This is a genomic window from Photobacterium lipolyticum (assembly GCF_003026475.1).
Taxonomy (GTDB): domain Bacteria; phylum Pseudomonadota; class Gammaproteobacteria; order Enterobacterales; family Vibrionaceae; genus Photobacterium; species Photobacterium lipolyticum.
This window is the reverse complement of record NZ_PYMC01000011.1, coordinates 121,490-146,904: the sequence shown is the minus strand read 5'-3', so window position 1 is coordinate 146,904 and position 25,415 is coordinate 121,490. Positions and strand designations below refer to the sequence as shown.

Genomic DNA, 25,415 nt, shown 5'->3' with positions numbered 1-25,415 from the left:
TTATATACAGAAAGCTAAGAGGTTAAATAGCAAGTTTAAAATGTATACATCCGAAAACCACAAAGTAACATTTTCATGGAAATAAAATACAATTATAACGAATAATATTTCAAGAGGTCGTCAGAACAATGACAATTATCACAACACGAAGAAAAGCCTATTTTGACTATAGGCTTTTTTACCGTTTAATTTACAGCTTCAGTGTCTAACTCTAACCCATTCTCTGAATGCAAACCATGAGCATCAAAAATCTCTTTCACCAGATTCTTAGCCGAGATGGAAAGCGTGTTTTTATTATTCAACGTCAGATAAAAATCTGTGTAATATTCAAGTTCTTCGGGTACTGGTATTTTTACCATCTCCCCCCTGTTACTCCAAATTGCGGCATAGTGATCAGGTAAATAACCGATAAAGTGACCAGATAAAATTAAGTGAGCCGTTGCTTCCATGTTAGTCGTATTTGCTGTTTTAACAACGTCATCTCTATGGCTTAATGGGGTAATGTTATGTGAGACACCGCGCTCAACAACAGGATTGGATGCAATGTCATCTATTTTAATACTTCTTTGTAATAATATTGGATGTGATGGCAAGCAATATAATGATTGATGCTCATTGAAAAGGTAGCTGTATTCTAACCCTGCCTTGTTAATTTCTGAGGATGTTATACCCATATCAACCTTATTCTCTAACAACAACATCTCGATATTATATGAGTCTGAAACAATCGTCTCGATATTAACATGTGGGTGATGGCTACAGAAATGCCTTATCGCTGATTGTATACGGCATGTTGGGTTGGTTGCTAAATTATCAGTTAATGCTATTTTTATGTTGCCCCTGGTAATATTTTTTATTTCATCAATCTGCTGATTGAATATTTCCATTTGCTCAAACAGTTTTTTACTAATTTCATAGACTTTAACCCCCTCAGCGGTAAGTTTAAAACCACCTCGACCACGTTGACATAACTTCATGCCTAACCGTATTTCCAAATCTCCCATTTTTGTACTAATTGTTGATTGATGCATATTTAATTTGAACTGAGCGGATGAAAAGCCGCCACTTTCAACAATAATAATAAAAAGCCTAAGTAAACGAATATCCAGATTATTAATTTTATTCATAATAGTATAGTTATATTTAATTGAACGTATCTCACAATGGAGTATAAATTAACTACACAATAAAAAATGAGACCAACCCGTGACAATACCATTGTTCTTTTGTTCCCCCGGTAATATTATCATCCGTTAACGACTGATAATAATTGGAATAATAGAATGAAAGTCATCTCCTTCAACATCAACGGTCTTCGTGCTCGCCTTCATCAGCTACAAGCCCTTATCGATAAGCATCAGCCGGATGTGATCGGCTTGCAAGAAATCAAAGTTCACGATGAAGCCTTTCCCCTCGCTGATGTCGAAGCTATGGGTTACAAGGTTTATCACCACGGTCAAAAAGCTCACTACGGGGTTGCCTTATTATGCAAGCAAGAACCTGTTGAAGTGCAAAAAGGCTTCCCGACGGATGATGAGGATGCCCAGCGCCGCATGATCATGGCGACCTTCGAGCAGGAGGATGGTAAAAAAGTCACCGTCTTAAATGGCTATTTCCCGCAGGGTGACAACATCAGCCATGAAACCAAGTTCCCGGCAAAAGCAAAATTCTATGCCGATTTAATGAATTACCTCAACACCCATCATACGAATGAAGAAGAATTAGTCGTAATGGGTGATATCAACATCAGCCCTATCGATCTCGATATTGGTATCGGCCCGGTTAATGCCAAGCGCTGGCTGAAAACCGGTAAATGCTCATTCCAGCCGATTGAGCGTGAATGGCTGAAAACCCTGCTCGACTGGGGGTTTGTTGATACCTTCCGACAGCTGCACCCTGATGTAGATGATCAGTACTCGTGGTTTGATTACCGCTCCAAAGGGTTTGTCGACAACCGCGGCCTGCGTATTGATGTGGTACTGGCCACCCCTTCGCTGGCAGAGCGCTGCATAGAAGCGGGCATCGATTATGAGCTGCGAGGCATTGAAAAGCCGTCTGATCACGCGCCGATCTGGTCAAGCTTTAAGTAAGGAACGAGGTACTAGATTCGAGGTGCGAGAGACGAGGTACGAGATACGAGGTTCTAGATACTAGATCTTCGTTACTCGCTACTAGATCCTCGCTACTCGATACTGGATTACGCCAACGGCCTTAAATGCTTTAACCAGTGCCCTTCCAGTTTTCTGAATCCCCAGATGATCAGGAATGTCAAAACCATGTAGCACATACCGGCAAACAGGAATGATTCGAATGGCGCATAGTAACGGGAATTGACGATACGTGCGGCACCAGTCAGATCGACGATCGTGACGATGCCGGCGACAGCCGAGCCGTGAACCATAAAAATCACTTCATTACTGTAGGCAGGTAAAGCACGGCGCAGTGCACTTGGCAGGATCACTCGGCGAAATGCCAGCGGGATACTCATGCCATACGCTTTCGCAGCTTCAATTTCTCCTTTCGGCATACTATTGATCGCACCGCGTACTATTTCTGCGGTGTACGCTGCGGTATTCAAAATAAAGGCAACTAACGCACAGAACCAAGCTTCTTGCCACAGGGTATCCTGCACATTAATCAACTGGCTCAGACCGTAGTAAATCAAATACAACTGAATCAGAAGCGGTGTTCCACGAAAGAAATAAATGTATGCCCAGGCCGGTAACGAAAGTAGCGGATTTTTACTGTTACGCGCGATACCAACGGGAATAGAAATAAACAGGCCGATCAGCAACGAAACAAATACCATCCATACTGTGGTAATGAAGCCATCAAGGTAGAGTTGCCAGCTTTCTGTAAAAATTGAGAAATCCATCACTTACCTCGTATGAATACTGGATTTACGCTCAGCCCACTTAAGCACAGAGGTCGACAAGGACGTAAAGAGCAGGAAGATAACCGCTATTGTCATGTAAAAAGTGAACGGCATTTGGGTAGTACCGGCAGCCAGCGACCCTTTACGCACCATGTCATCTAAGCCAATAATTGACACTAGGGCGGTTGTTTTTAATAACACCAGCCAGTTATTACCAAACCCTGGCAGCGCATGGCGGATCATCTGCGGCAGCAACACGCGGCGAAACGTTAAAAAGCCACTCATGCCATAGGCCTTTGCCGCTTCCAGCTCGCCTTTATCAACCGCAAGGATCGCACCACGGAAGGTTTCAGCCATATAGGCACCAAAGATAAATCCGATGGTCAACACACCCGCTACAAATGGGCTAATTTCAATGTAGTCCGGCAGATAAGCGGTCCACTCATGACCCGGTTCTCCAGCGCTAAAATACTCATTCAGCCATTCATTAGCACGATACAAGCTGTCGTTGAGCAGCATCTGCCCACCGAAGAAAATCAGCATCATTAAGACTAAATCAGGAATACCGCGGATCACGGTGGTATAAAACGTGGCAATCGCCCTTGCCCAGCGATAAGGGGAAACTTTAGCCAATGCGCCAAGCATACCCAGGATCATTGCGAGGAAAAGAGACATTAGCGCAACCTGTAAGGTTACCCACGCCCCTTCTGCCAATGACCATTCATATCCTTTTAAATCCAACAAAGGGAGGACTCCTTTAAACTGCAAAGGGGAAAGTAATTAGGGGCGAGTAGCAAGTAACCAGAGCCACCGCTTGCGATACTCGCCTCTCGAAACTCGTCCCTATGAGGTTTTACTGACCGTACACATCGTAAGCGAAGTATTTTGCGGCAATCTCTTGGTAAATGCCTTTCTCACGCAAAGATTTAATTGCAACATCCAGCTTCGCGGTCAAATCTTTATCTTGTTTACGAAGAGCAATGCCGAAACCGTCACCGAACCATTGCGGATCCGTTAAAGACGGGCCGATAAATTCATAAGCGTCACCACCCGCTTTATTAATCAGACCTTCTTCCAGTGCTGACGCATCACCGAGAACGGTCGCGATACGGCCAGCTTTCAGATCCAGGTAAGCATCATCAAATGAACCATAGCGAACAATGCTGACAGAATCACCGTAGTTATCGGTCAGGTATTTGTCATGAGTGGTTGCACGCTGAACACCGACTTTCACCCCTTTAAGACCGTCTTTGGTAAAGTCAAGTTTGGTGCCTTTCTTGGCCACAAACTTGTTTGGGATCAGCGCATATTTGCCCGTAAAATCGACTTTCTTCTTACGTTCGTCGGTGATCGACATTGCCGCGATAATGGCATCGTATTTACGTGCCAGCAGAGATGGGATGATGCCGTCCCAGTCTTGCGCAACAATTTTGCATTTCGTTTGCAGCTCTTTACACAGTGCATTAGCCATATCGACATCGAAACCTTTCAGCTCGCCGCTCGGCTCAGTCCAGCTAAAGGGGGGATATGCGCCTTCAATACCGAAACGCACCTCTTTCCACTCTTTCGCCTGAACCGATGCTGCACTCAACGCTGACACCATTGCAGCAGCTAAAATCCATTTTTTCATCTTGCTTCTCCTGTTGTGTTTACTGCCGTACGTTTCCAAATAAACTCAGACGGCCATTCAATCATTATCGTTATTCGACATCTCACTTTAATAGATTGACGAGATAAATTGTTTTAGTCGTTCCGACTCGGGATTGGTGAATAGTTTTTCAGGGTGGCCCTGCTCTTCCACCAGGCCTTGATGTAAGAACATCACATGGTTAGAGACATCTCGGGCAAATGCCATCTCATGGGTAACCACTAGCATGGTCCGTCCTTCAAGGGCCAGATCCTGCATAACACCTAACACTTCACCCACTAATTCAGGATCAAGGGCTGAGGTCGGCTCATCAAATAACATGACTTCAGGATCGACCGCTAACGCTCTGGCAATCGCTGCTCGTTGCTGCTGACCACCAGAAAGGTGCCCCGGATAGTAGTGACGGCGGTCATAAAGACCAACTTTCTTTAAGATCTCTTCCGCTTTTTCGATAGCTTCCGCTTTAGGTACACCTAAGACATGAACAGGCGCTTCAATAACATTGCCTAGCACCGTCATGTGCGACCATAAATTGAAGCCCTGAAATACCATCGCCAGCCGCGAACGAATACGCTGTACTTGCTTTTCATCTACCGGCAGAAACTCGCCACGGCGATTGTTTTTCATTTTGATAAGTTCGCCATTCACCCAGATTTCACCTTGGGTTGGGGTTTCAAGCAGATTGATACACCGAAGAAAAGTACTCTTACCTGAACCGGAAGAACCGATAATAGAGACGACGTCACCACGGTGAGCGGTCAGAGAAACCCCTTTCAGGACCTCGTTTTGACCAAAAGATTTATGTAGGTCCTTTACTTCAAGCGCCACGGTATTGTTCTCAAGGGCCACTACTCCAGCCATGCGCTAACTCCTGTTGCTCCATAAAACGGAGAAAATACCAACCTGATTAATGATGGGCTCAGCCTGATATTACTCACAAAATTTTTAGCTACTTTACAAGCTATTCATCGAAGGTATCACCACGACACACGATTGGCAACATTTTGTTAACCTGATGCGAGCAGCATAAATAGTCGGGCAAAGTGAATTCTTACGCAACTAATACAGTAATTTAGCGATTTGCCAATAAGATTTACATGCTGTAGGTTAGCGCGATGAAATCGTCTTCTTTTATCTTGCGGTAAGCTATAACCGGATTGGTCTATGTTTCGAGTCTCACTTCAACTGAGCTGGCGTATTGTGTGCTGTCTGTTAGCCCTGACTGGCTCTCTGTTTTCATCGGATCTGCTCGCTGTTCAGAATATCGAAAAAAATCGCACTATTCTCACTTTGGTTCCAGAGTATAAAGATCAGATTATTGCGAATTTTAACCCTTACTCGAAAGCCAGCATGCCAACCACGCATGAATTCATTTTTGAGCCCTTAGTTGTATTTAACTCACTGCAGAACAATCAACCAGAATACCGGCTTGCAACTAGTTACCAACTTGATGATGATTTAAGCGGGATCAGCTTTCGCCTAAGAGAGGGAGTGACCTGGTCAGATGGAAAACCATTCACTGCCGATGATGTGGTGTTTTCTTTTTTTCTGGCAAAAACACACCCGGAACTTGACTCACATGGCATTAATCAATGGCTGGGGGCGGTACAAAAGCGTAGTCCGACAGAAGTCTATTTTAAGCTTAATAAGCCAAATGCACTCGCAGCCTATACCTTAGTGCTATTGCCTATCGTACCAAAACACCAGTGGCAGAATGTGTCAGATCCGATCCATTTCGCCAATGCCAGCCCTATTGGTACCGGTCCGTTCACCCAAATTGAGGACATGGATGAAAACGGCTATCTTCAGTGCCAGAACCCTTTCTACTGGCAGGCTGATGAGAGAAAAATTGATTGTTTACGCTACCCCAAAGTCACCAATAATGATGATTTTATTGCCCGTATTGCCAAAGGTGAATTCGACTGGGCAGGTTCTTTCATTCCAGATATAGAACGCCATTACGCCTCCTACTCGCCAGATTTTAAATACTGGTTGCCTCCAGCCAGCACCATCAGCCTGATGTTTAATTTCAAAGCCGCCGATCCGGGACTCAGAGCGGTGATATCAAAAGTTGAATTCCGTCGTGCAATCTCGATGGCTGTTCGCCGTCAGCGCTTAATCGATATCGCTGCATTTGGTCAGGGCGAACCATCGCGTTTCGCATCAGGGATGAGTCAGCGTTTCAGCCGATGGGCCGATCCGGTGGTGACAGAGAAATACTTGCCATATATGAGCTTTAATCCCGAACTGGCCGAAGATTGGCTGACTTATATTGATGTCACAGATAAAAATGGCGATCAATGGCGAGACCAACCATCCGGAGAACCGTTAGAGTTAACCATCCTGACTCCGCGCGGTTGGTCTGATTTTAATATAACAGCCCTACTGTTGACTGAAATGATGCAGGAAATAGGCATTAAAATACGCCCAATAGAGGTCAACTACAGTGAATTTATCGAAAGACTGACTGCTGGCGATTACGTCACGGCACTGACCAATTATCCCCAGGGACCGACGCCGTTTAAATATTTTGACATGGCATTTAACAGCGCTTACCAGGCTCCGCAATATCCGCGCTATGCGATGCATTTCTATCGCAATGATCGGATTGATGCTTTATTGGCTCAGTTTCCTATGGCCTCCTCAGCCAACAAACGTTTAGCCATTCTTCACGAACTCAATTACATTGTAGCCAGCCAGCAGATCACGGTACCGCTGTACAATACAGTCCAGTTTTATCAGTACAACACCCAGCGGTTTACCGGCTGGTTTAATGAAAACAACCCCAAAGCCAACCCGCTGGTATGGCCGCAAACTCCGGAACGGCTGCTGCATGTGCTGGCGCTGAGACCGAAAGAATAACGAGATGCGAGATGCGAGATGCGAGAATATAGAAAAAGCGAGTGAGATCAATGATCAACACTCGCCTTGATTCGCTCTTTCTCGATACTCGGTTCGAGGTTCGAGGTTCGAGGTTCGAGGTTCGAGGTTCGAGAATATAGAAAAGGCGAGTGAGATCAATAATCAACACTCGCCTTGATTCGCTCTTTCTCGGTACTCGATACTCGATACTAGGCTCTAGATACTCGTTTCTAGATACTCGTTTCTAGATACTCGTTTCTAGATACTCGTTTCTAGATTCTCGTCCCGAGAATTAAACCATCGCAGCGCCTGCGAACAGAGTAATTATCGTCACCACCAGCACCATGATCACAAATGGCATTACCCACTTAAGGAAACGCTCATAAGGGATCTTCGCCAGTGCCAGACCAGCCACCAGGTGACCTGCTGTCGGCGCAAAAATATTGATCCAGCCACTTGCAGACTGATACGCAGTGATAATTAAATCACGGCCAATACCAGAGAAATCCGCCAGCGGTGCCATTAGCGGCATAGATACCGTCGCCAGGCCTGAGGTTGATGGGATAAAGAAGCTCAGTACGATGTGAACCAGATAGGTCACGACAACAAAAACGCCGGACGATAACCCGGTAACCATGCCTTCAGCCCAGTTGAGAATGGTATCGATGATCACACCGTTATCCATCACCACGTAAATACCACGGGCAACCGCGACAACCAGTGCCACACCGATCAGATCTTTGGCCCCTTCGAGGAAGGTTTTAATGAACTCGCCTTCTGACATACGGTTGATCAGCGCTATCAAAATAGCGGAGGCTAAGAACAGCGTCGACAGTTCATCAAACCACCACCATAAGGTCGGAAACGCGGTAATGCCCATATCTTCCCATGGGATCACGCCGTAAATCATCACCAGGAATGCGCCAAAGAACACTGACATGGTCAGCTTCTGCTTGGTGGTGAACTCGCCGTTGTCATCTTTTATATGAGAAAATTCATCATCAAATTCAATATCACTCAGCACTGAATTGGATTTGTCTGCTTTTACCTTGGCGGCATAACGCATCACATACCAGGAAGCCATTGCGATCAAGATAACGAGTTGGATCAGACGCAGGCCAATACCCTCACCGATAGGCAAATCAGCAAAACCGGATGCGATACCCGTTGCGAACGGATTAACCGTCGAAGCGAGCACCCCGACCCCAGAGCCTAGCAAAATAATGCCGGCAGCCACCATACGGTCATAACCCGCAACGGCCATTACCGGTAAGATCACCGCCCAGAAAGCCACGGTTTCTTCTGCCATACCATACGTGGAACCACCGATGGCGAACAGAGTGATCAATACCGGGATCATCATTTGCTCACGGCCACGGAATTTACGGACAATCGCCGCCACTCCCGAATCCATCGCTCCCGTTCGCATGGTAACCGCTAAGAAGCCACCTATCACCAGGACAAATAACGCGACGTCCACCGCTTTATGGAAGCCTTTGATCGGTGCCATCAAGACATCAATCACCCCTTGCGGTGACGATTCCAATTCAGTGTAACTGCCCGGGATCGGTAACAAACGTTCGCCCCCGTCGTAAGCAAGCACTTCAGCCGCCGGGATCACCTGATCGGTCCCATTGACAATATAGTCGTACTTACCCGACGGCATTATCCAGGTCAGTAACGCAACCAGCGCGATAATGATAAACAGGATGGTATAAACCGTGGGCATTTTGAATGATTTTTTCATTTTTCCAGCTTCCGTTGCGGTGGTCATAATTTTACTCCCTGCAATTGATAAATCGCATTTGCATACACATTCATCGATTTAAGCATGTCATCAATAATCAAATATTCATTGGGCATGTGTTCCACTTTGTCACGTCCCGGAAATATCGCCCCATAAGCCACACAGTTTGGTATAGCGCGGGCGTACGTCGCCCCGCCGGAGGTCATTGGTTGGCTTTCCAGATCGCCACTCACTTCCTGATATGCAGCCATCAAGGTTTTAATTACCGGACTGTCTGCCGGCATATACAGAGAAGGCAACACATCAAATTCTTCGTATTTCAAGCCATATTGTTCCGCTACGGCCTGAATATCGTTGTCATAGTCATCTTTGCTAAAAGTAACCGGCACCCGAATATCAATACCGAGCTTACTGGTCTGGGTATCAATGTATAATTGCGCCACATTGAACGTCAGCCGCCCGCTGACATCTTCAACCGGACCAAATATTTCCGTCGCGTTGGCATCCTGGCCGACTTGCTCAGCAACAAAGCGTACCATTGGGTGCATCACACCGATTTTCTGCAAAGCCAGACACAAACGGGCAATCGCATTGACCCCTTTTACGTCAGCAGAAGCCGAATGCGCCGCTTTACCCATAACGGTTATTTCGCCATCTTCGCAGTGAAAATCAAAACCCAGCTCATCCAGAGCGAAGGCTAATTCCTCCCACAAAGGCCCCTGGTATTTAGCCAGCTCGGGCACCGCATTTAATGCGCCACCGCAATCTAATTCCACATCAGGCGAGCCTGCTCCATGTAACCAGGACTGGATCAGCATTTTTTCGGCATGAATTAAAGGAAAGACAGAGTCAGGCGTGAAACCGCACTGAGGGGTTTCTTCTTTCTCAAGGTAACGGTCGATACAGCGCCACAATGTCTCTTCATCGGTTCCGAAAATAAAGCGGATGCGTTTACTGAACTCAACGCCACTTTCCTGCAAGGCTTTTACAGCAAACAACGCCGCGAGTGTCGGCCCTTTATCGTCCTGCGTTCCGCGACCATATAAACGCCCGTCTCTGATTTCCGGCTCAAAAGGAGCTGATTCCCAAGTCGATAGGTCGCCAACCGGAACCACATCCAGATGACCTAATATGCCGATCATCTGCTCACCTTGTCCGACTTCGGCATAACCGTAGTAACCGTCCGGATCCTGATAGACGGTAAAGCCTAACTCCTGGCAAAGTGCCAGTGTTTCGGTCAGGCAGTCATCAATAGGCTGACCAAATGGTTTTCCGCTATTATCATCCTGATAGACGCTCGGTATTGCCACCAGACGTTTCACCGCGGCAATATACTCATCGCGGATACCGTCAATATAAGATGCTACTGTTGCTTTCATCGTATCCCTCTTTGCTTCCTTCTGAATTTCAGCCTGCTCACCAACAACCATGCAGGTTAAAATAACAAAGGTTTTTTAATTATCGGCATAAATATTAAGCATTTTTTCCTTGCACTGGTGAATTCTGCTACAGACTAACATCATGAACTGTGACAACTTTCACTCGATTCAGGATCAAGATGGGATGTAAGTCAAAAAGCCAGCATTCTCTTTATTGGTATATGGCAAGTTATTCGGTTAACACAAAAAAGAAGAAAACAGCCGCTCAATATAGATTGTTTATGCCGCTATTGTGTATGACTATTCCGAGTTTGTTTTCTGTAATTCAATCACCGTCAGCCAACCTTTCGCATCGCTGTCCGGTGCCAGCTTCGCTAAACGAGTAAATGCATATTCGGCCAGCGTTAGCTGCTGCGATTTCATTGCCGCAATCCCCAGAGAGCGCCAGAGTGATGGTTGCTGGCCACCTCCCTGATCAATTAATTGCTCAGCTAACGGTATAACATCAAGCCATCGATGCTGTTGCTCATACACTCCGAGCTGAATTTTAGCCAGATCGGCTGAAGGTGTTGTTGCCTGAATACGATTCAGCATCGCTTCGGCTTTATTCCACAGCCCGGCCTGGAGGTAATAATTCAAACGCTGGCGCTGTAAGGCAATACTGTCAGTAAGCTGCTGCCGGGTGATGGCTTTCTCCAATAATTCTGCGGCCTGCAGCGGATCACCGGACGTAGCCAGAAACCGCGCGGCCGTCGGATAGCTTTCTGCCGGAGACACATCCCCTTGCTTAATGCCTTGCGCTAAGATCTGCCCGGCACGCAGATTTTGCCCGAGCTGGTGATAGGCCTCAGCCTGTAATAACCACCAATCCGGCTGCGCGTCAAAATGAGCGAGAAGATATTGACTGCTGGTAACGACGTCTAAATAGCGCTGTAACTGGTATTGAGCCCGCAGCTTCACCTGTCCGGCTGTTAACCTCGACTGCAGATCACTGTTGCTATTCACCTTCTCAGCAAGTGCCAGTGCTTGCTCTGGTTGATCAAGCAATAACAACACCTGAGCCTGATTCGCTAACGTCGGGGCATGATCAGGGTATTCATCTAAATAGGCCTGATAATGGTGATAGGCTTCGCGGTTTTTACCCTGTTGCAACGCCAGACCGCCTAATGCCCGCCTGAGAATAAGCTGGTCATCACCTTGAAACACGTTAAGGGATAAGGCTTGATGGTAGGCAGCATAAGCCAGTTTGGGCTGATGCTGATTCTGATAAATGATCCCCTTCATGCGGGCTATATTTGCCTTGTCTTCGTTTGTATAGCCTCTGGCAGATCCGGGCTGGAGCTGATTCAGGATGTTCAGCGCAAGGGCGAGCTGGTTGCGCTGCAAATAGCGTTCACTTTTTGTCAGCGCCTGATACACCTCGGCAGAGACTTCGGCATGAAGCCTGAAACTGGATAGCATAACAACGCTGATTAAACCACCCAGCTTCAGGCTCTCGATAAAAAACCGACTCATGACCGTTTTTACCCTACCCAGCGGAGATAATTCGATTCCCTTATGTGGAAATGATTTGCCTTTACCATTCATCACTTACCTTTGATCCCTACTTCATACCAAATCCATTAACTCTCTGATTCTAACACTGGATGGCCACCTCATTGCATTAAGCTTTCTGACGCCCGGTTGGTTTGGGTATATACTTTGCGCCACTCAATACTGAGGAAAGCTTTTACTGATGAGACGTATAATGCAAACATTTATCCCGGGTAAAGAAGCCGCGCTTGAAGAATCGATTGAACGTTACCAGACTCAATTAAATAATTTGGGTTTCAACATCGAAGAGGCCTTCTGGCTAAACCCTGCACCTAACGTCTGGTCAGTACAAATCCGTGACGTCGATGCTCCGATGAACGTCACCTACGGTAAGGGCACAACGGAAAAAGCAGCACTGGCATCGGCTCTGGGGAAATTTTTCGAGCGCCTCTCTACCAACGATTTCTATGCCGATTACTATCTGGGCCAGGGCATTGCGGTGAGTGAATTTGTTCATTTCCCCAATGAAAAGTGGTTTGATATTGATGAAGATAACCTGCCGCCTGAAGGTATTTTAGATGAGCGCTTAACGCAGTTTTACGATCCAACCCTGGAGCTGCTAGGCACAGATCTGATTGATCTTCAGTCAAGTAATATGGCACGTGGGGTTTGCAGCCTGCCCTTCGAGCGTCAGACCGATAACGAAACCGTCTATATTCCGGTGAACATCATCGGTAATCTGTACCAGTCTAACGGTATAGCAGCAGGCAATACTAAAACCGAAGCGCGTAGCCAATGCCTGTCTGAAATATTTGCGCGCAGGCTCAAAAACCGCATTATGGCCGAAGGTATCAGCCTGCCTGAGATTCCTACTGACGTGATGGATCGCTTTCCGGCCATCAAAGAGACGATTGATACATTATCTGCGAAAGGCTTCCCCGTTGTTTGTTATGACGCATCGCTCGGCGGTAAATACCCCGTTCTTTGCGCGATGCTATCAATCCCCGGCAATGATCTGTGCCTGACCGCTTTTGGCGCCCACCCTCGCTTTGACGTTGCCCTTGAACGAGCGGTGACAGAATTACTGCAGCACCGAGCCCTAACCTTTGCTCTAACAAACGATGCGGGGGCCGTTCCACAGCCTGGTGTCAACACTGAAGAAGTCGCCATTCACCATAATCAAGCTACACTTGTTAGTTATTCAACAGCGATGGTTTCTTGCGATCTGTTTAAAGCCGATGCTGATAATGCATTTTCAGACTGGAACTTCACGGGTAGCTCGGAAGAAGAGTTTGCTCATCTGATGGGGATGTTAACTGAAGACAGAGCTGACGTTTATATTGCAGATTACGACCATCTGGGCGTGGATTGCTGTCGTATTATCGTTCCTGGCTGGTCTGAAATTTACCCTATCGAGGTACTGATCGAAAGTAACAACAATATCGCGCTGGAGTTACGCGAGACTCTTCTGGCTTTACCAAGTGTGGATTGGGAAGGCGAGCAATACGCTGAAATGTACGCGATTCTTGACGAAGAAGGCTTCGATGATACCGTCCTTCTCCATGAGATTATTGGTTTGGTATCTCAAACCGGTGAAGCGTGGCAGACATTGCGAATTGGTGAGCTGAAATGCCTATTGGCACTCGCTGGCGGTGATCTGGAATTGGCCTTAGAAATCGCCGCTTGGTGTATTGATTATAACGTATCAACCTACAGCCCGGCACGAACACAGTTCTTCCACTGTGTTATTGCGAGCTTAAAGCTGGCACTCGATGAAGACCGAGATCCGGCACAAGTTAAGGCTGAATTCGAACGCAAGTATGGGGCAGAGACTGTGGCCGCTGTTTGGGGCTCAATTGAAGGCACGGTACGCTTTTATGGTCTAACGGCTGGTGATTTGACCATGAGTCAATTCCCGGCACATCAACAGCTGCTGGCGTCATACCATAAACTTCAAGTCGCAAAAAAATGAACATTCGGTAATTTTATTACATTTATGTTAGCAAAGGGCTAATTCCAACCAGCAATGTCAATGCCAGCAAACTTTTGCTGGTATTCCTCTTTCTGGTTCTACCCTCCTAACGTGGCGTTCAAACTTTGTACTCCCCCTGTCACCTTTGGTATCAGGAAACCTGTAACCCGAAAATTACGAGATACAAGGCGTAAGTTATTATAAAATAAACACTTAAATAAAAAACCATCAACTATGAACTCATTCACATATTTATTTTTGTGATACGGATTCTTTCATTAATCATAATAACCGCTATTTCCGCTCAATTTTTTTTAGTGATTTTCCTACATTTTTTTAAGCGTAGTGATCGAGATCAATTGCATTAAAGAGACCAAGCTGTAGAATTTAGCAAAATTTGGTGAAATAATATTACACTAATAAATAGCTCGAGCCTGAAGTGAAGAATTTGTTCTCAGGTAAGAACGCTAGATTACAGTAATAAACACAAGAATTATTTTATAACGTAGAACGAGGCAATTATGTCATCTGAAGAAAGAAGTTATCAGGAGCAACACCGTCCTGCCTCTGACTTCTCAAGTCGATCTGACTATCTTGACAACGAACTCAAGATAATGAAACCACGCCGCTTTGGCTTAAACCTGCCAGGCCGTGACTTCCGCTTTGAATGGGAAGATCTGGTTCCCGCTTTAGCCGGTACTATCGGTATTATCGCAATGTACTCTGCGGTAATGATGTCTTGGGCTGAAGGTCTAACTCAAGCTTGGCCACACATCACCCTTGGCAAAGAGTTCGCCATTGAAGTTTCACGCGTTGAAATGCTCATTCCTGCATTTCTTTTCTGTATTCTGGCATCCGGATTTATCAACCCCCGCGCCAACCTGGCAGGTAACCACGGTCCAATGATCCCGTTGATCGGTACCATTGCCCTAGCCGGTGCACACCCTCTTGCTCTTGCTCTCCTTCTTGGTGTATTCGGTCTGCTACTTAGTTATTTCAAAGGCGGCTCTAAACTGGTCAATCTGACCGGTGAGGGTGTTGCCGGTGGCTTGTTGGTCTTCCTTGGTTTTACCGGAGCAATGAGCCAAATCGGCCAGATCCAAACTTGGGCAACCGGCCTGGAAACTGCCGAAATTGCCAAAGGCAGCCTAGGCTATATTGGCTTGGTTGTACTGGCGGTTAACATCGTGCTTTATGCATTCCTTGCCCGTATCAACAAGCGCTGGTTAGCTATCCCGGCTTGTGCCGTAACAGGACTTCTGGTTGCTCTGGCATTTGGTGCTGGCTTTGACCTTACTTTCGAAACCGAAATGGGCCTGCCAAACCTGAACCCTGTATACTGGTGGGGCAGCACGGAAGAAGGTTGGATGCTTGGTCTGCCAAACCTGCAGCACTTCATTGCATCATTGCCATTTGCCATTCTGGCGGTAGCAATGTGGTCACCTGACTTCCTGGGCCACCGTATTTTCCAAGAACTTAACTACCCTAAAGGTACTGACAAAGTACTGATGGATGTTGATGACACTATGACTATGTGTTCTATCCGTCAGATGGTAGGTACTGCGGTCGGTGGTGGTAACATCACATCGTCTTGGGGTACGTACATGATCCCGGCGGCAATCGCTAAGCGTCCTATCCCTGGCGGTGCTATCATTCTGGGCTCTTTGGTAATGCTTATCGCAATCCTTGGTTTCCCGATGGATGTTGCAGTATGGCCACCAGTAATGCGTATTGCTCTGCTAGTGGGTGTATTCCTGCCGCTACTGGAAGCCGGTATGCAAATGGTCAAAGACACCAAAGATTCACAATCTGCTGGTATCTGTATCTTTGCTTCTGCAGTTGCCAACCCGGTACTGGCATGGGCACTAACCATGCTGTTAGATAACAACGGCCTGATTGGTGACAAAGAACGCGCGAAGAAGCTTTCGTTCATGGACCGTATTGTTATCCCTGCCTCTGTGCTTATCATCTGTCTAATGGCGATGCTGGCGGTAGGTATGCTTGAAGGCAAGTACGGCATTCCAGCACTACTATAATGTGATGTGGGCAGTGCGCTGCACTGCCCTCTCTTAACTTGGTTATTAGTACTAATACGAATAATGAAATCATTTTTTTCGTTGAACGGATAGATTTGGTTATCCGTATTATTGTTAATGAAGTGTACTGTCCACCATTCGATGGTGATTAGCTCAACGGCTTCAAAATCAGTACGTATTTTTTCTACTAAAAAGGTAGGTATATCATGGCAGAGCAATTTGCTAAAGCTTGGGAAGGTTTTGCTGAAGGTGAATGGCAGAACGATGTTAACGTTCGTGACTTCATCCAGAAAAACTACACCCCGTATGAAGGTGACGAGTCTTTCCTAGAATCTGAAGCGACGCCGGCAACAGCTAAGCTTTGGGCTCAAGTAATGGAAGGCATCAAACAGGAAAACAGCACTCACGCTCCTGTTGATTTTGATACTTCTGTTATCTCTACCATCACTTCACACGATGCTGGCTACATCAACAAAGATCTAGAGACTATCGTTGGTCTGCAGACTGATGCTCCGCTTAAGCGTGCAATCATCCCTAACGGTGGTATCCGTATGGTTGAAGGTTCATGCAAGGTATACGGTCGTGAACTAGATCCTATGGTATCAAAGATCTACACTGAGTACCGTAAGACACACAACCAGGGCGTTTTCGATATCTACACGCCTGATATCATGAAATGCCGTAAGTCTGGTGTTCTGACTGGTCTTCCAGATGCATACGGCCGTGGTCGTATCATCGGTGACTACCGTCGTGTTGCACTATACGGTATCGACTTCCTGATGAAGGACAAGTTCGCTCAGTTTACGTCTCTGCAAGAGCGTTTCGAGAAAGGCGAAGACCTTCAGATGACAATGCAACTTCGTGAAGAGATTGCAGAGCAGCACCGTGCACTAGGTCAGATTAAAACTATGGCCGCTAAATACGGCTGTGATATTTCTGGTCCTGCAACTACAGCACAAGAAGCGATTCAGTGGACTTACTTCGGCTACCTGGCTGCAGTTAAATCACAGAATGGTGCTGCAATGTCTCTTGGTCGTACTTCTACGTTCCTGGATATCTACCTTGAGCGTGATATTGCTGCTGGCACAATCACTGAAGTTCAAGCACAGGAAATGATTGACCACTTCGTAATGAAGCTACGTATGGTTCGTTTCCTACGTACGCCTGAGTACGATGAGCTATTCTCTGGTGACCCAATCTGGGCAACAGAATCAATGGGTGGTATGGGCCTTGACGGTCGTACACTGGTAACGCGTTCTAACTTCCGTTTCCTAAACAGCCTGTACACTATGGGTCCATCTCCAGAGCCGAACATCACTGTTCTTTGGTCTGAGCAGCTACCTGACGGCTTCAAGCGTTTCTGTGCAAAAGTATCTATCGATACTTCTTCAATCCAGTACGAAAACGATGATCTGATGCGTCCTGACATGGACTCAGATGACTACGCAATCGCTTGTTGTGTATCGCCAATGGTTGTTGGTAAGCAAATGCAGTTCTTCGGTGCGCGTGCTAACCTTGCTAAAACGATGCTTTACTCTATCAACGGTGGTGTTGATGAGAAACTGAAGCTTCAGATTGCTCCTAAAGCAGCGCCAATGACTGACGAAGTGCTTGACTACGATAAAGTAATGGCAAGCATGGATACGCTAATGGACTGGCTTGCTACGCAATACGTGACTGCTCTAAATAGCATTCACTTCATGCATGACAAGTACAGCTACGAAGCGTCTCTAATGGCTCTGCACGATCGTGACGTTAAGCGCACAATGGCTTGTGGTATCGCTGGTCTTTCTGTTGCTGCTGACTCACTAGCTGCAATCAAGTACGCGACGGTTAAACCAATCCGTGACGAAGACGGCATTGCTATCGATTTCGAAATCGAAGGCGATTACCCTAAATTCGGTAACAACGATGCTCGCGTTGATGACATCGCTTGTGAACTAGTTACAACGTTTATGGAGAAAATCCGTAAGCTTAAGACTTACCGTGATGCAGTACCTACTCAGTCTATCCTGACTATCACTTCAAACGTGGTATATGGTAAGAAAACAGGTAACACTCCAGACGGTCGTCGTGCTGGCGCTCCTTTCGCTCCTGGTGCTAACCCAATGCACGGTCGCGATGAGAAAGGTGCGGTAGCTTCACTGACTTCTGTAGGTAAACTACCGTTTGCTGACGCTAAAGATGGTATCTCATATACTTTCTCTATCGTACCAAATGCACTTGGTAAAGAAGTTGAGTCTCAAAAAGCTAACCTTGCAGGTCTGATGGATGGTTACTTCCACCATGAAGCTGGCAGCATTGAAGGCGGTCAGCACCTGAACGTCAACGTTCTTAACCGTGAAACTCTTGAAGATGCTGTTAAGCACCCAGAGAAGTACCCACAGCTAACTATCCGTGTATCGGGTTACGCAGTGCGTTTCAACTCTCTGACAGTTGAACAGCAGAAAGACGTTATCGCACGTACTTTCACTGAGTCTCTATAATTTAGAGCTAGTGACGAGTGGCGAGAAACTAGAGTCTAGATACTCGAAACTCGCCACTTAAAAGTAAGTTAAAAAGCCGGTCTCTGACCGGCTTTTTTTGTTTTAGGTCTACTTATAACAGACAACAGCAGCCTCATTGTATTATTGCTACTTTAGCCTGCCATTCTGTAATAAAATGACAGGTATAAAACACGCCCCATGCGGAGAAGTTAAGCAATGTCAGTAAAAGGCCGTATCCACTCTTTCGAATCTTGCGGAACCGTCGACGGACCAGGCATCCGTTTTATCGTATTCATGCAAGGCTGCTTAATGCGTTGTCAGTATTGCCACAACCGCGATACCTGGGATCTTAATGGCGGGAAAGAAATCACTGTTGAAGAACTCATGAAGGAAGCCGTTTCTTACCGCCATTTTATGAATGCCTCTGGTGGTGGTGTCACAGCGTCGGGTGGTGAGGCTATGCTTCAGCCTGAATTTATTCGCGACTTTTTCCGGGCAGCTCAGGCAGAAGGTATTCATACTTGTCTCGACACTAACGGTTATATCCGTAAACATACCGATGTCGTTGATGAAGTTCTGGACGCAACCGATCTGGTCATGCTCGACCTAAAACAAATGGACGATACCATTCATCAAAATCTTGTTGGTGTTCCTAACAAGCGCGTTCTGGATTTTGCCCGCCATCTGCACAAGCGTGGGCAAAAAACCTGGATTCGCTACGTGATTGTTCCGGGTTATACCGATGATGAACGCTCTGCCCATATGCTGGGTGAATTTATCAAAGATATGGACAACGTCGAGAAAATCGAGCTGCTGCCATACCACCAGCTAGGCGAACATAAATGGGAAGCCATGGGTTATGACTACCCGCTCTCTGGTGTAAACCCGCCATCAAAAGAAACCATGGAAAAAATGAAAGACATCCTCGCCAGCTATGGCCACAAGGTGATGTACTAACGCGAAACGGCCTGAAAACTAAAAGTGCAGGAGCAGCGGGAAGACGTTCATCCCCAGCCTTGCTTCTGCACTTATTCCGAAGGGTATTTTTATTCTGATGAATATTAAGGCTAACTGGCTATCTGGGCCTTGCTCGTTGTTTTGCAAAGCAGCGACTTATCATCACCAGAACAGGTCTGATTAACCAAGTCACACTTACTTTTGGCCACCCCTTCCAGAATGCTGCACTGGGCATTGAACAGACAAAGGTTTTGACGGGCAGACAAACCTGACACTGATGCGGTGAGTACCTCATCTTCGACGCAGCTTGCGATTTCTTCCTGTACCTTGTCATCAAACGCATTAAGCTGTCGCTTGAAGGTAGTGTCATCTCTGGGCTCGAACCGTCCGACCGTGGCGAGCGAAAGTATATCGTCGTACTTATCGACCTTTAGCGGCTTACAGGCTACATCCCATTTATTTCTGAACCGGTTACGGTTTAACTCAACCGGTTTTTTGCTACCGTCAAACTGATAATAGCGAGATCTCTCATCTTCGAAATAACCGTGGACGCTGTATTTTTGATTTAAAAAATCATAAATAAGATCAACAATAAATGGCACCCTTTCCCCGGCAACCCCCATGGCATTCTTCGCCGAATAATAGCCGCAGGTCGTGAGATTAAGTACATTGTCTTTATTCATCACCGTCGCAGGGCTAAACATCCAGTTCTCGTTGCTGGCCAGGCTATAGAATTCCACCGAACCAGGATAATTAAACTTATTGGCAAACCGCGCTAATGCCGCTTGCCTGAGCTCGACAATCTCATCTTCAGCGGATGTGGTTGCCTCACCAGGCTGTGCACTCGCTTCGGAAGAAGTCGCTAACGGATCTTCCGATATGGGTGGCAATGCTTCGCCAGAGCTCGCCGGTACCGTCAACTGTTGAAGCGCAAAAGCAGAGTTAGACAAATTGTCAGTAATCGTATGCAAGTTAATCAACAGCAGCAGTAGCAGCAGGCACCCTAGCCCACGAAACAAAGTATTAAGCTTGAGGGAAAAGTCCCTTACCGGCTTTCCTTTGATGATCATTTTATCTTCCCTAGCAGTATCAATTACGGCCGGATTTTATAGATAATTGTCCCCTTGTCCATAGATCGAACGCTCACTTTTTAAGCGGTTATTGATACGGCAAATGAAATCAAATAGATGTATTTTCATTTTTTTCAGTCTTTGGGAGCAACCTCTTTTTCCTGAGAGCCCAAGCACCAGCGACACTGCTAGCAGGTGAAAAACTCCGTTGGCATGCAGATCGGAATGGGCTGAATGTCTCAAAAAATACCGCTAAGAGGATGGGCACAAAAATCGGAACAACCTTAAATCAGTAGAAACAATTGGTTAAAAAAACCTACCAGCATATCGCTGGTAGGCCTTAATTAATTCAGGGGAATTTGAGTATGCTTACAGCGCGGTTTCCAGTACATTACGGCTAACTTCTGGTGTCATGTCGCCATGTTCACCCAATGCTGTCATACCGTGAAGTTCAAGTTGCGCCAGCACAGTTTCAACACTTGCGGCATCCAGATCTTCATCGCTCAAACGTACCGGCATGCCCATCGCTTTGAAAAATACTTCTGTTTTCGCGATAGCCTGATCAATCACCTCATCTTCAGTACCGTCAAACAGGTGCCAGACACGTTGTGCGTACTGGATTAATTTACCGCGCTTTTGCTCACGCTGTACTTTCATTACCGCAGGCAGAATAATCGCCAATGTACGCGCGTGATCCATACCGTACTGACCTGTCAGCTCATGGCCGATCATGTGGGTACTCCAGTCTTGCGGTACGCCCGCACCGATTAGGCCGTTCAGTGCCATCGTTGCCGACCACATGACATTCGAGCGCACGTCGAGATCATCTGGTGTTGCCAGAGCTTTGGGTCCTTCCTCAATCAGGTTCATCAGCAAACCTTCAGAGAAACGATCTTGTACTTTCGCATTCACCGGGAACGTTAAGTATTGTTCCATGGTATGGACAAAAGCATCAACCACGCCGTTCGCAACCTGTCGCTCAGAGAGGCTAAGAGTCACTTTAGGATCCAGTACGGCAAAGATCGGACGCACATGAGGCGACATAAATGCCAGCTTGGTCGTACCCCGGGTGACCACGGAACCGATATTACTTTCCGAGCCTGTCGCCGGCAGGGTTAACACACACGACAGCGGCACAGCGTCTTCTACTTGTGCATGTTTCGCCAGAATATCCCAAGGTTCATCCCCCTCAAAACGGGCCGCCGCTGCAATAAATTTAGTACCGTCAACGACTGAACCACCACCAACTGCAAGCAAATAAGTAATTTGCTCGGTTTTAACCACTTCAACTGCTTTCATTAAAGTGTCATATTGCGGATTAGGCTCGATGCCTGAAAATTCAATCCAATTATGCTCTTTCAGCGCATTGCTGACTTGCTCATATACGCCGTTGGTTTTGATAGACCCCCCACCGTAAGTGACGAGAATTTTAGCATCCGCGGGGATCTCTTTTGCGATAGCTGCTATTTGGTCTTCGCCAAAAAAGATCTGCGTCGGGTTATGAAACGTGAAGTTAAGCATTGCTCGTTCCTTTGTATCCAAGGGATTAATTAGTATTTGTCTCAATTGTTCTATCGTTTATCTGGCTATTCGCTTCGCTTATTTAGCTAACAGGCTCAGAAGTGCTTCTGCAACCGCTTCTGATGATGCAGGATTTTGCCCTGTAATTAACATACCATCTTGAATTGCGAGCGGGTTCCAGTCTTGTGCCGATTCAAACTGTCCGCCTCGGGCTTTTAATTCGTCTTCCAGTAAGAAGGGTACTACCTCGGCTAAACCAACAGCCGTTTCTTCTGAATTTGTAAAGCCGGTTACCGCTTTGCCGGAAATGATATATTCACCGTCTTGAGTCTTCGCATTTAACAGCACGGCCGGTGCGTGACACACCGCCGACACGGGTTTTCCTGCTTGCCAAAAGGCTTCAATCAACGCGATTGAATGGCTGTCGCTCACCAAGTCCCACAATGGCCCATGACCACCAGGGTAGAAGATTGCATCGTAATCTTTTTCATTTACATCGGCCAACTTTAAGGTATTTGCTAACACCTGCTGCGCTTGCTCATCGTTATTGAAACGCACTGTGGCATCGGTTTGTGATTGCTCTAATTCACTGTTCGGATCAATCGGAGGTTGCCCACCTGCAGGTGAAGCGAGAGTAACGTCAGCATTGGCATCTAAAAAACAGTAATACGGCGCGGCAAATTCTTCGACCCAAAAACCCGTTTTATGATCAGTATCACCCAGCTTATCGTGGGATGTTAGCACCATTAAAATTTTCATTATCAACCTCGTCTTGTTCGATTAAGAGCGTGATGAAAGTCTATGCCTGAACGATTAATCTAACAATGGTGATAAATTGAGAATCATTGTTTTAATAATTCGAACAGTAGATACTGTTAACACATACGCAATCACTCATTCAATGAATAACAGATAAAAGTCGAGTAAAAATGGATGTTTCCTTTGAGCAACTAAAAAGCATGGTGGTATTCGCACAAATTGTTGAGCAAGGCAGCTTCTCGGCTGCAGCAAGGCAACTGGGCCTGTCCCGCGGGGTTGTGAGTTACCATTTAAAAAAGCTCGAAACTCATATTGGGATCCCCTTGCTAAACCGTACCACTCGCAGTATTAGCCTGACCGACGCAGGCCAGCGTTATTATCAGCGTTGCAAGAATATCAGTGACGAAGCTGCCGCAGCCAACCAGCAAATCGAAAATTTGCGCGAGGAGCCGGAAGGAAAACTCATCATCACCGCCCCGGTCAATATCAGCATGTATACCATTGTACCGGCTCTGAATACCTTCAAAAAACAATACCCCAAAATTGAAATCGATCTGAACCTGACCGATGAGGTAGTGAATATCATTCAGGAAGGTGTCGATTTAGCGATTCGGGGAGCACCGCTCGCAGATTCGGGCTTGTATGCCCGTAAGCTAATGACCATGAAAAATATTCTGTGTGGCGCCCCGAGCTATTTTAGTCAATATGGCCTGCCCCGCACACCGGCAGAGCTGGCTAATCATGAATGGGTCGTCTACAAACAAGCGTCTCGTATTCAGACGCTGTCGAAAGGCAGCCGCTCATACAATGTCAGAATGCAAGGCAGCATTGCCACCAACAGTGCATCGGCAAGAACGGCTTTTGTGTTAGGTGGCCATGGCATCGGGCGATTACCCATTTACGATGCCCTGCCGTTGATAACGTCGGGACAGCTCACCCCGATCCTGGAAGATTATCAGCTGAGTGATATCAATATTTACGGTGTTTATCCGCCGAGAGCTGCCAACTCCAAGAAGATGCGCTTATTGCTGAACCACTTGCAGGAATTTTTCACTCAACTTCCTGCACCGCTTTTTCAAATGTCATACCCAAGTAACCATCAAAAGATCTAATACCAATAGGCAATTAATTTTATATACATTATTCTCACAGCAAAACCAGACCAAAAATGCAGACGCGGCCTTTATGCTAGCCCGCCATATGAACACGTTGAGGTTCTATCTGGGGTGTGGCTAACCCTGTATATGAAGCCACGGAAACCCACTCTTCGAAACACCTCGACATGTCATCCCGGAATTGAGGAATGTATCCGGGATCCAGTTCTAGCCGTGAGCTCCCTAGATTCCGTATATATACGTTCCTCACTTTACGGAATGACGACGTTTGATGGCAGAACTGGTCAAATGTCTGCGATAAAACACCAGTGCATATAAATCAAATGCATAGATGCATATCAATTAAATTGATACGGATTACATATCTCTTTTGGTTTCTCTAATCATGCGTAAAGCTTCACGCTTAATACAGTCACGTAACGGGTTTTCGACCGAATCAGCCCGCCATATAAACGACAATGTCCGTTCCATGTTGAGTTCTGGCACATTCAAGGCAACCAATTCACCGCGTTTAATAAACTTGACAACGTCGAGGTATGGCAAGCAGCTCAAGTACAGACCATTCGCGACTAAAGTACGAAGAACGGAGACTTGTTCATATTCACGGCAGACATCAAGATCATCAATGACACCATGGATTGCACTCTCGAAAATTTTCCGCGTGCCGGCCCCTTGTTCACGCAAGACCCATTTGGCCTGCTCCAGCTGGGCAAAACTGACTTTTTCATACTTCGCATACGGATGATGTTTAGATGCGATAATCACTAAATGGTCGTGACACCACACTTCTTGCTGGAGACGGCTATCATCACAACGCCCCTCTATGACACCAAACTCATAATCAAAGTTTTTTATACCATCGATGACTTTCTCTGTATTTTTTACTTTGAAGTTAATACGTAACTCCGGAAAGTTACTATCAATATTGCTGATAAGCTCAGGCAGCAAGTGCTCTGCGGCTGTCTGGCTTGCTGCCAGCGTAATTTCGCCACTGATTAAATGCTGCTCGTAGAAACCTAATTCGATCTGCTGGGCATCAAATAATAGCTGTTTCGCCTTTGGCCTTAACCATGTCCCCCAGTATGTCAGCGCCATTCGCTTTCCCTGGCGCTCAAACAATGGCCTGCCGAGTAATTTCTCTAACTGAGCTAGCGCCATACTGGCTGCAGACTGAGTGAGCGCTAACTCATCAGCGGCTTTACTGACACTGCCCGAGCTGGCTACTTCTTCGAATACCGCCAATTGCTTCAAAGAATATCGCATTGCGACTCCTTTCTTCCTGAACCCTATGATTAACCGGAACTTTACCATCATCTGATATCAATTTTTATGATTGGGAATAAGAAAAAAATCAATTTTACTCACACCGTTATCCCCCCTTAAGCTGAAGTCACGTTAAACACATACATCTCGATATAAGGAGAAGCAATGACTCAGTTACCCCTCTTTTTGTTT

The 25,415-nt window shown here is 46.4% G+C and carries 19 protein-coding genes; 7 read left to right on the top strand and 12 right to left on the bottom strand.

Features of this window, described 5'->3' with window-relative positions; all coding sequences use genetic code 11:
- Positions 1-185: 185 nt before the first annotated feature.
- Positions 186-1,127 (bottom strand): LysR family transcriptional regulator, encoded by a 942-nt coding sequence (locus tag C9I89_RS15675; protein WP_107284260.1) that lies wholly within the window; start codon positions 1,125-1,127, stop codon positions 186-188.
- Between the two features lie 156 nt (positions 1,128-1,283).
- On the opposite strand from C9I89_RS15675, the gene xthA reads away from it, so the two are divergent.
- A complete protein-coding gene (xthA, locus tag C9I89_RS15670; RefSeq protein WP_107284259.1) occupies positions 1,284-2,090 on the top strand; it encodes an exodeoxyribonuclease III in 807 nt (268 codons plus the stop codon).
- 107 nt (positions 2,091-2,197) lie between these two features.
- On the opposite strand, the gene C9I89_RS15665 is transcribed toward xthA, so the two are convergent.
- The 4 genes from C9I89_RS15665 to C9I89_RS15650 all read right to left on the bottom strand — a co-directional run bounded on the left by C9I89_RS15665 (position 2,198) and on the right by C9I89_RS15650 (position 5,384).
- Entirely contained in the window at positions 2,198-2,875 is a 678-nt protein-coding gene (locus tag C9I89_RS15665; RefSeq protein ID WP_107284258.1) for an ABC transporter permease, read from the bottom strand.
- A gap of 3 nt (positions 2,876-2,878) precedes the next feature.
- A complete protein-coding gene (locus C9I89_RS15660) occupies positions 2,879-3,619 on the bottom strand; it encodes an ABC transporter permease (protein ID WP_107284257.1) in 741 nt (246 codons plus the stop codon).
- Between the two features lie 109 nt (positions 3,620-3,728).
- Positions 3,729-4,505 carry an ABC transporter substrate-binding protein gene (locus C9I89_RS15655; RefSeq protein ID WP_107284256.1) on the bottom strand — a complete coding sequence of 259 codons (777 nt, stop codon included), beginning with the start codon at positions 4,503-4,505 and terminating at the stop codon, positions 3,729-3,731.
- A gap of 87 nt (positions 4,506-4,592) precedes the next feature.
- Positions 4,593-5,384 carry an ABC transporter ATP-binding protein gene (locus tag C9I89_RS15650; protein ID WP_107284255.1) on the bottom strand — a complete coding sequence of 264 codons (792 nt, stop codon included), beginning with the start codon at positions 5,382-5,384 and terminating at the stop codon, positions 4,593-4,595.
- Positions 5,385-5,687: 303 nt separating this feature from the next.
- On the opposite strand from C9I89_RS15650, the gene C9I89_RS15645 reads away from it, so the two are divergent.
- Positions 5,688-7,385: an ABC transporter substrate-binding protein gene (locus C9I89_RS15645; RefSeq protein ID WP_107284254.1), complete on the top strand. Its 1,698-nt coding sequence runs from the start codon at positions 5,688-5,690 to the stop codon at positions 7,383-7,385.
- A gap of 292 nt (positions 7,386-7,677) precedes the next feature.
- Here C9I89_RS15645 and C9I89_RS15640 read toward each other — a convergent pair whose 3' ends face one another.
- The 3 genes from C9I89_RS15640 to C9I89_RS15630 form a co-directional block, all read right to left on the bottom strand.
- Positions 7,678-9,159: a YfcC family protein gene (locus C9I89_RS15640; protein ID WP_107284253.1), complete on the bottom strand. Its 1,482-nt coding sequence runs from the start codon at positions 9,157-9,159 to the stop codon at positions 7,678-7,680.
- The gene (locus C9I89_RS15635) at positions 9,156-10,511 is read right to left on the bottom strand and encodes a M20 family metallopeptidase (RefSeq protein ID WP_107284252.1); all 1,356 of its coding nucleotides are present in this window, start codon (positions 10,509-10,511) and stop codon (positions 9,156-9,158) included. The genes C9I89_RS15640 and C9I89_RS15635 overlap by 4 nt, the downstream gene beginning before the upstream one ends.
- A gap of 300 nt (positions 10,512-10,811) precedes the next feature.
- Positions 10,812-12,026, bottom strand: a complete 1,215-nt coding sequence (locus tag C9I89_RS15630) for a tetratricopeptide repeat protein (RefSeq protein WP_170107714.1) — start codon at positions 12,024-12,026, stop codon at positions 10,812-10,814.
- 232 nt (positions 12,027-12,258) lie between these two features.
- Here C9I89_RS15630 and ycaO point away from each other — a divergent pair, with 232 nt between their 5' ends.
- The 4 genes from ycaO to pflA all read left to right on the top strand — a co-directional run bounded on the left by ycaO (position 12,259) and on the right by pflA (position 19,495).
- On the top strand, positions 12,259-14,016 hold the full coding sequence (ycaO, locus tag C9I89_RS15625; RefSeq protein WP_107284250.1) for a 30S ribosomal protein S12 methylthiotransferase accessory factor YcaO: 1,758 nt from the start codon (positions 12,259-12,261) through the stop codon (positions 14,014-14,016).
- A gap of 521 nt (positions 14,017-14,537) precedes the next feature.
- Complete coding sequence (locus C9I89_RS15620; RefSeq protein ID WP_107284249.1) at positions 14,538-16,052, top strand: DUF3360 family protein; 1,515 nt, start codon at positions 14,538-14,540, stop codon at positions 16,050-16,052.
- Positions 16,053-16,258: 206 nt separating this feature from the next.
- Complete coding sequence (pflB, locus tag C9I89_RS15615; protein ID WP_107284248.1) at positions 16,259-18,538, top strand: formate C-acetyltransferase; 2,280 nt, start codon at positions 16,259-16,261, stop codon at positions 18,536-18,538.
- Between the two features lie 216 nt (positions 18,539-18,754).
- Complete coding sequence (gene pflA / locus C9I89_RS15610) at positions 18,755-19,495, top strand: pyruvate formate lyase 1-activating protein (RefSeq protein ID WP_107284247.1); 741 nt, start codon at positions 18,755-18,757, stop codon at positions 19,493-19,495.
- A gap of 110 nt (positions 19,496-19,605) precedes the next feature.
- Here pflA and C9I89_RS15605 read toward each other — a convergent pair whose 3' ends face one another.
- The 3 genes from C9I89_RS15605 to C9I89_RS15595 all read right to left on the bottom strand — a co-directional run bounded on the left by C9I89_RS15605 (position 19,606) and on the right by C9I89_RS15595 (position 22,845).
- Complete coding sequence (locus C9I89_RS15605) at positions 19,606-20,565, bottom strand: hypothetical protein (protein ID WP_107284246.1); 960 nt, start codon at positions 20,563-20,565, stop codon at positions 19,606-19,608.
- Between the two features lie 369 nt (positions 20,566-20,934).
- Entirely contained in the window at positions 20,935-22,086 is a 1,152-nt protein-coding gene (locus tag C9I89_RS15600) for an iron-containing alcohol dehydrogenase (protein WP_107284245.1), read from the bottom strand.
- Between the two features lie 78 nt (positions 22,087-22,164).
- Entirely contained in the window at positions 22,165-22,845 is a 681-nt protein-coding gene (locus tag C9I89_RS15595; protein WP_107284244.1) for a type 1 glutamine amidotransferase domain-containing protein, read from the bottom strand.
- Between the two features lie 170 nt (positions 22,846-23,015).
- On the opposite strand from C9I89_RS15595, the gene C9I89_RS15590 reads away from it, so the two are divergent.
- Positions 23,016-23,957, top strand: coding sequence for a LysR family transcriptional regulator (locus tag C9I89_RS15590; protein WP_107284243.1), 942 nt, complete (start codon positions 23,016-23,018; stop codon positions 23,955-23,957).
- A 360-nt stretch (positions 23,958-24,317) separates the two neighbouring features.
- On the opposite strand, the gene C9I89_RS15585 is transcribed toward C9I89_RS15590, so the two are convergent.
- The gene (locus tag C9I89_RS15585; RefSeq protein ID WP_107284242.1) at positions 24,318-25,223 is read right to left on the bottom strand and encodes a LysR substrate-binding domain-containing protein; all 906 of its coding nucleotides are present in this window, start codon (positions 25,221-25,223) and stop codon (positions 24,318-24,320) included.
- Positions 25,224-25,415 lie beyond the last annotated feature (192 nt).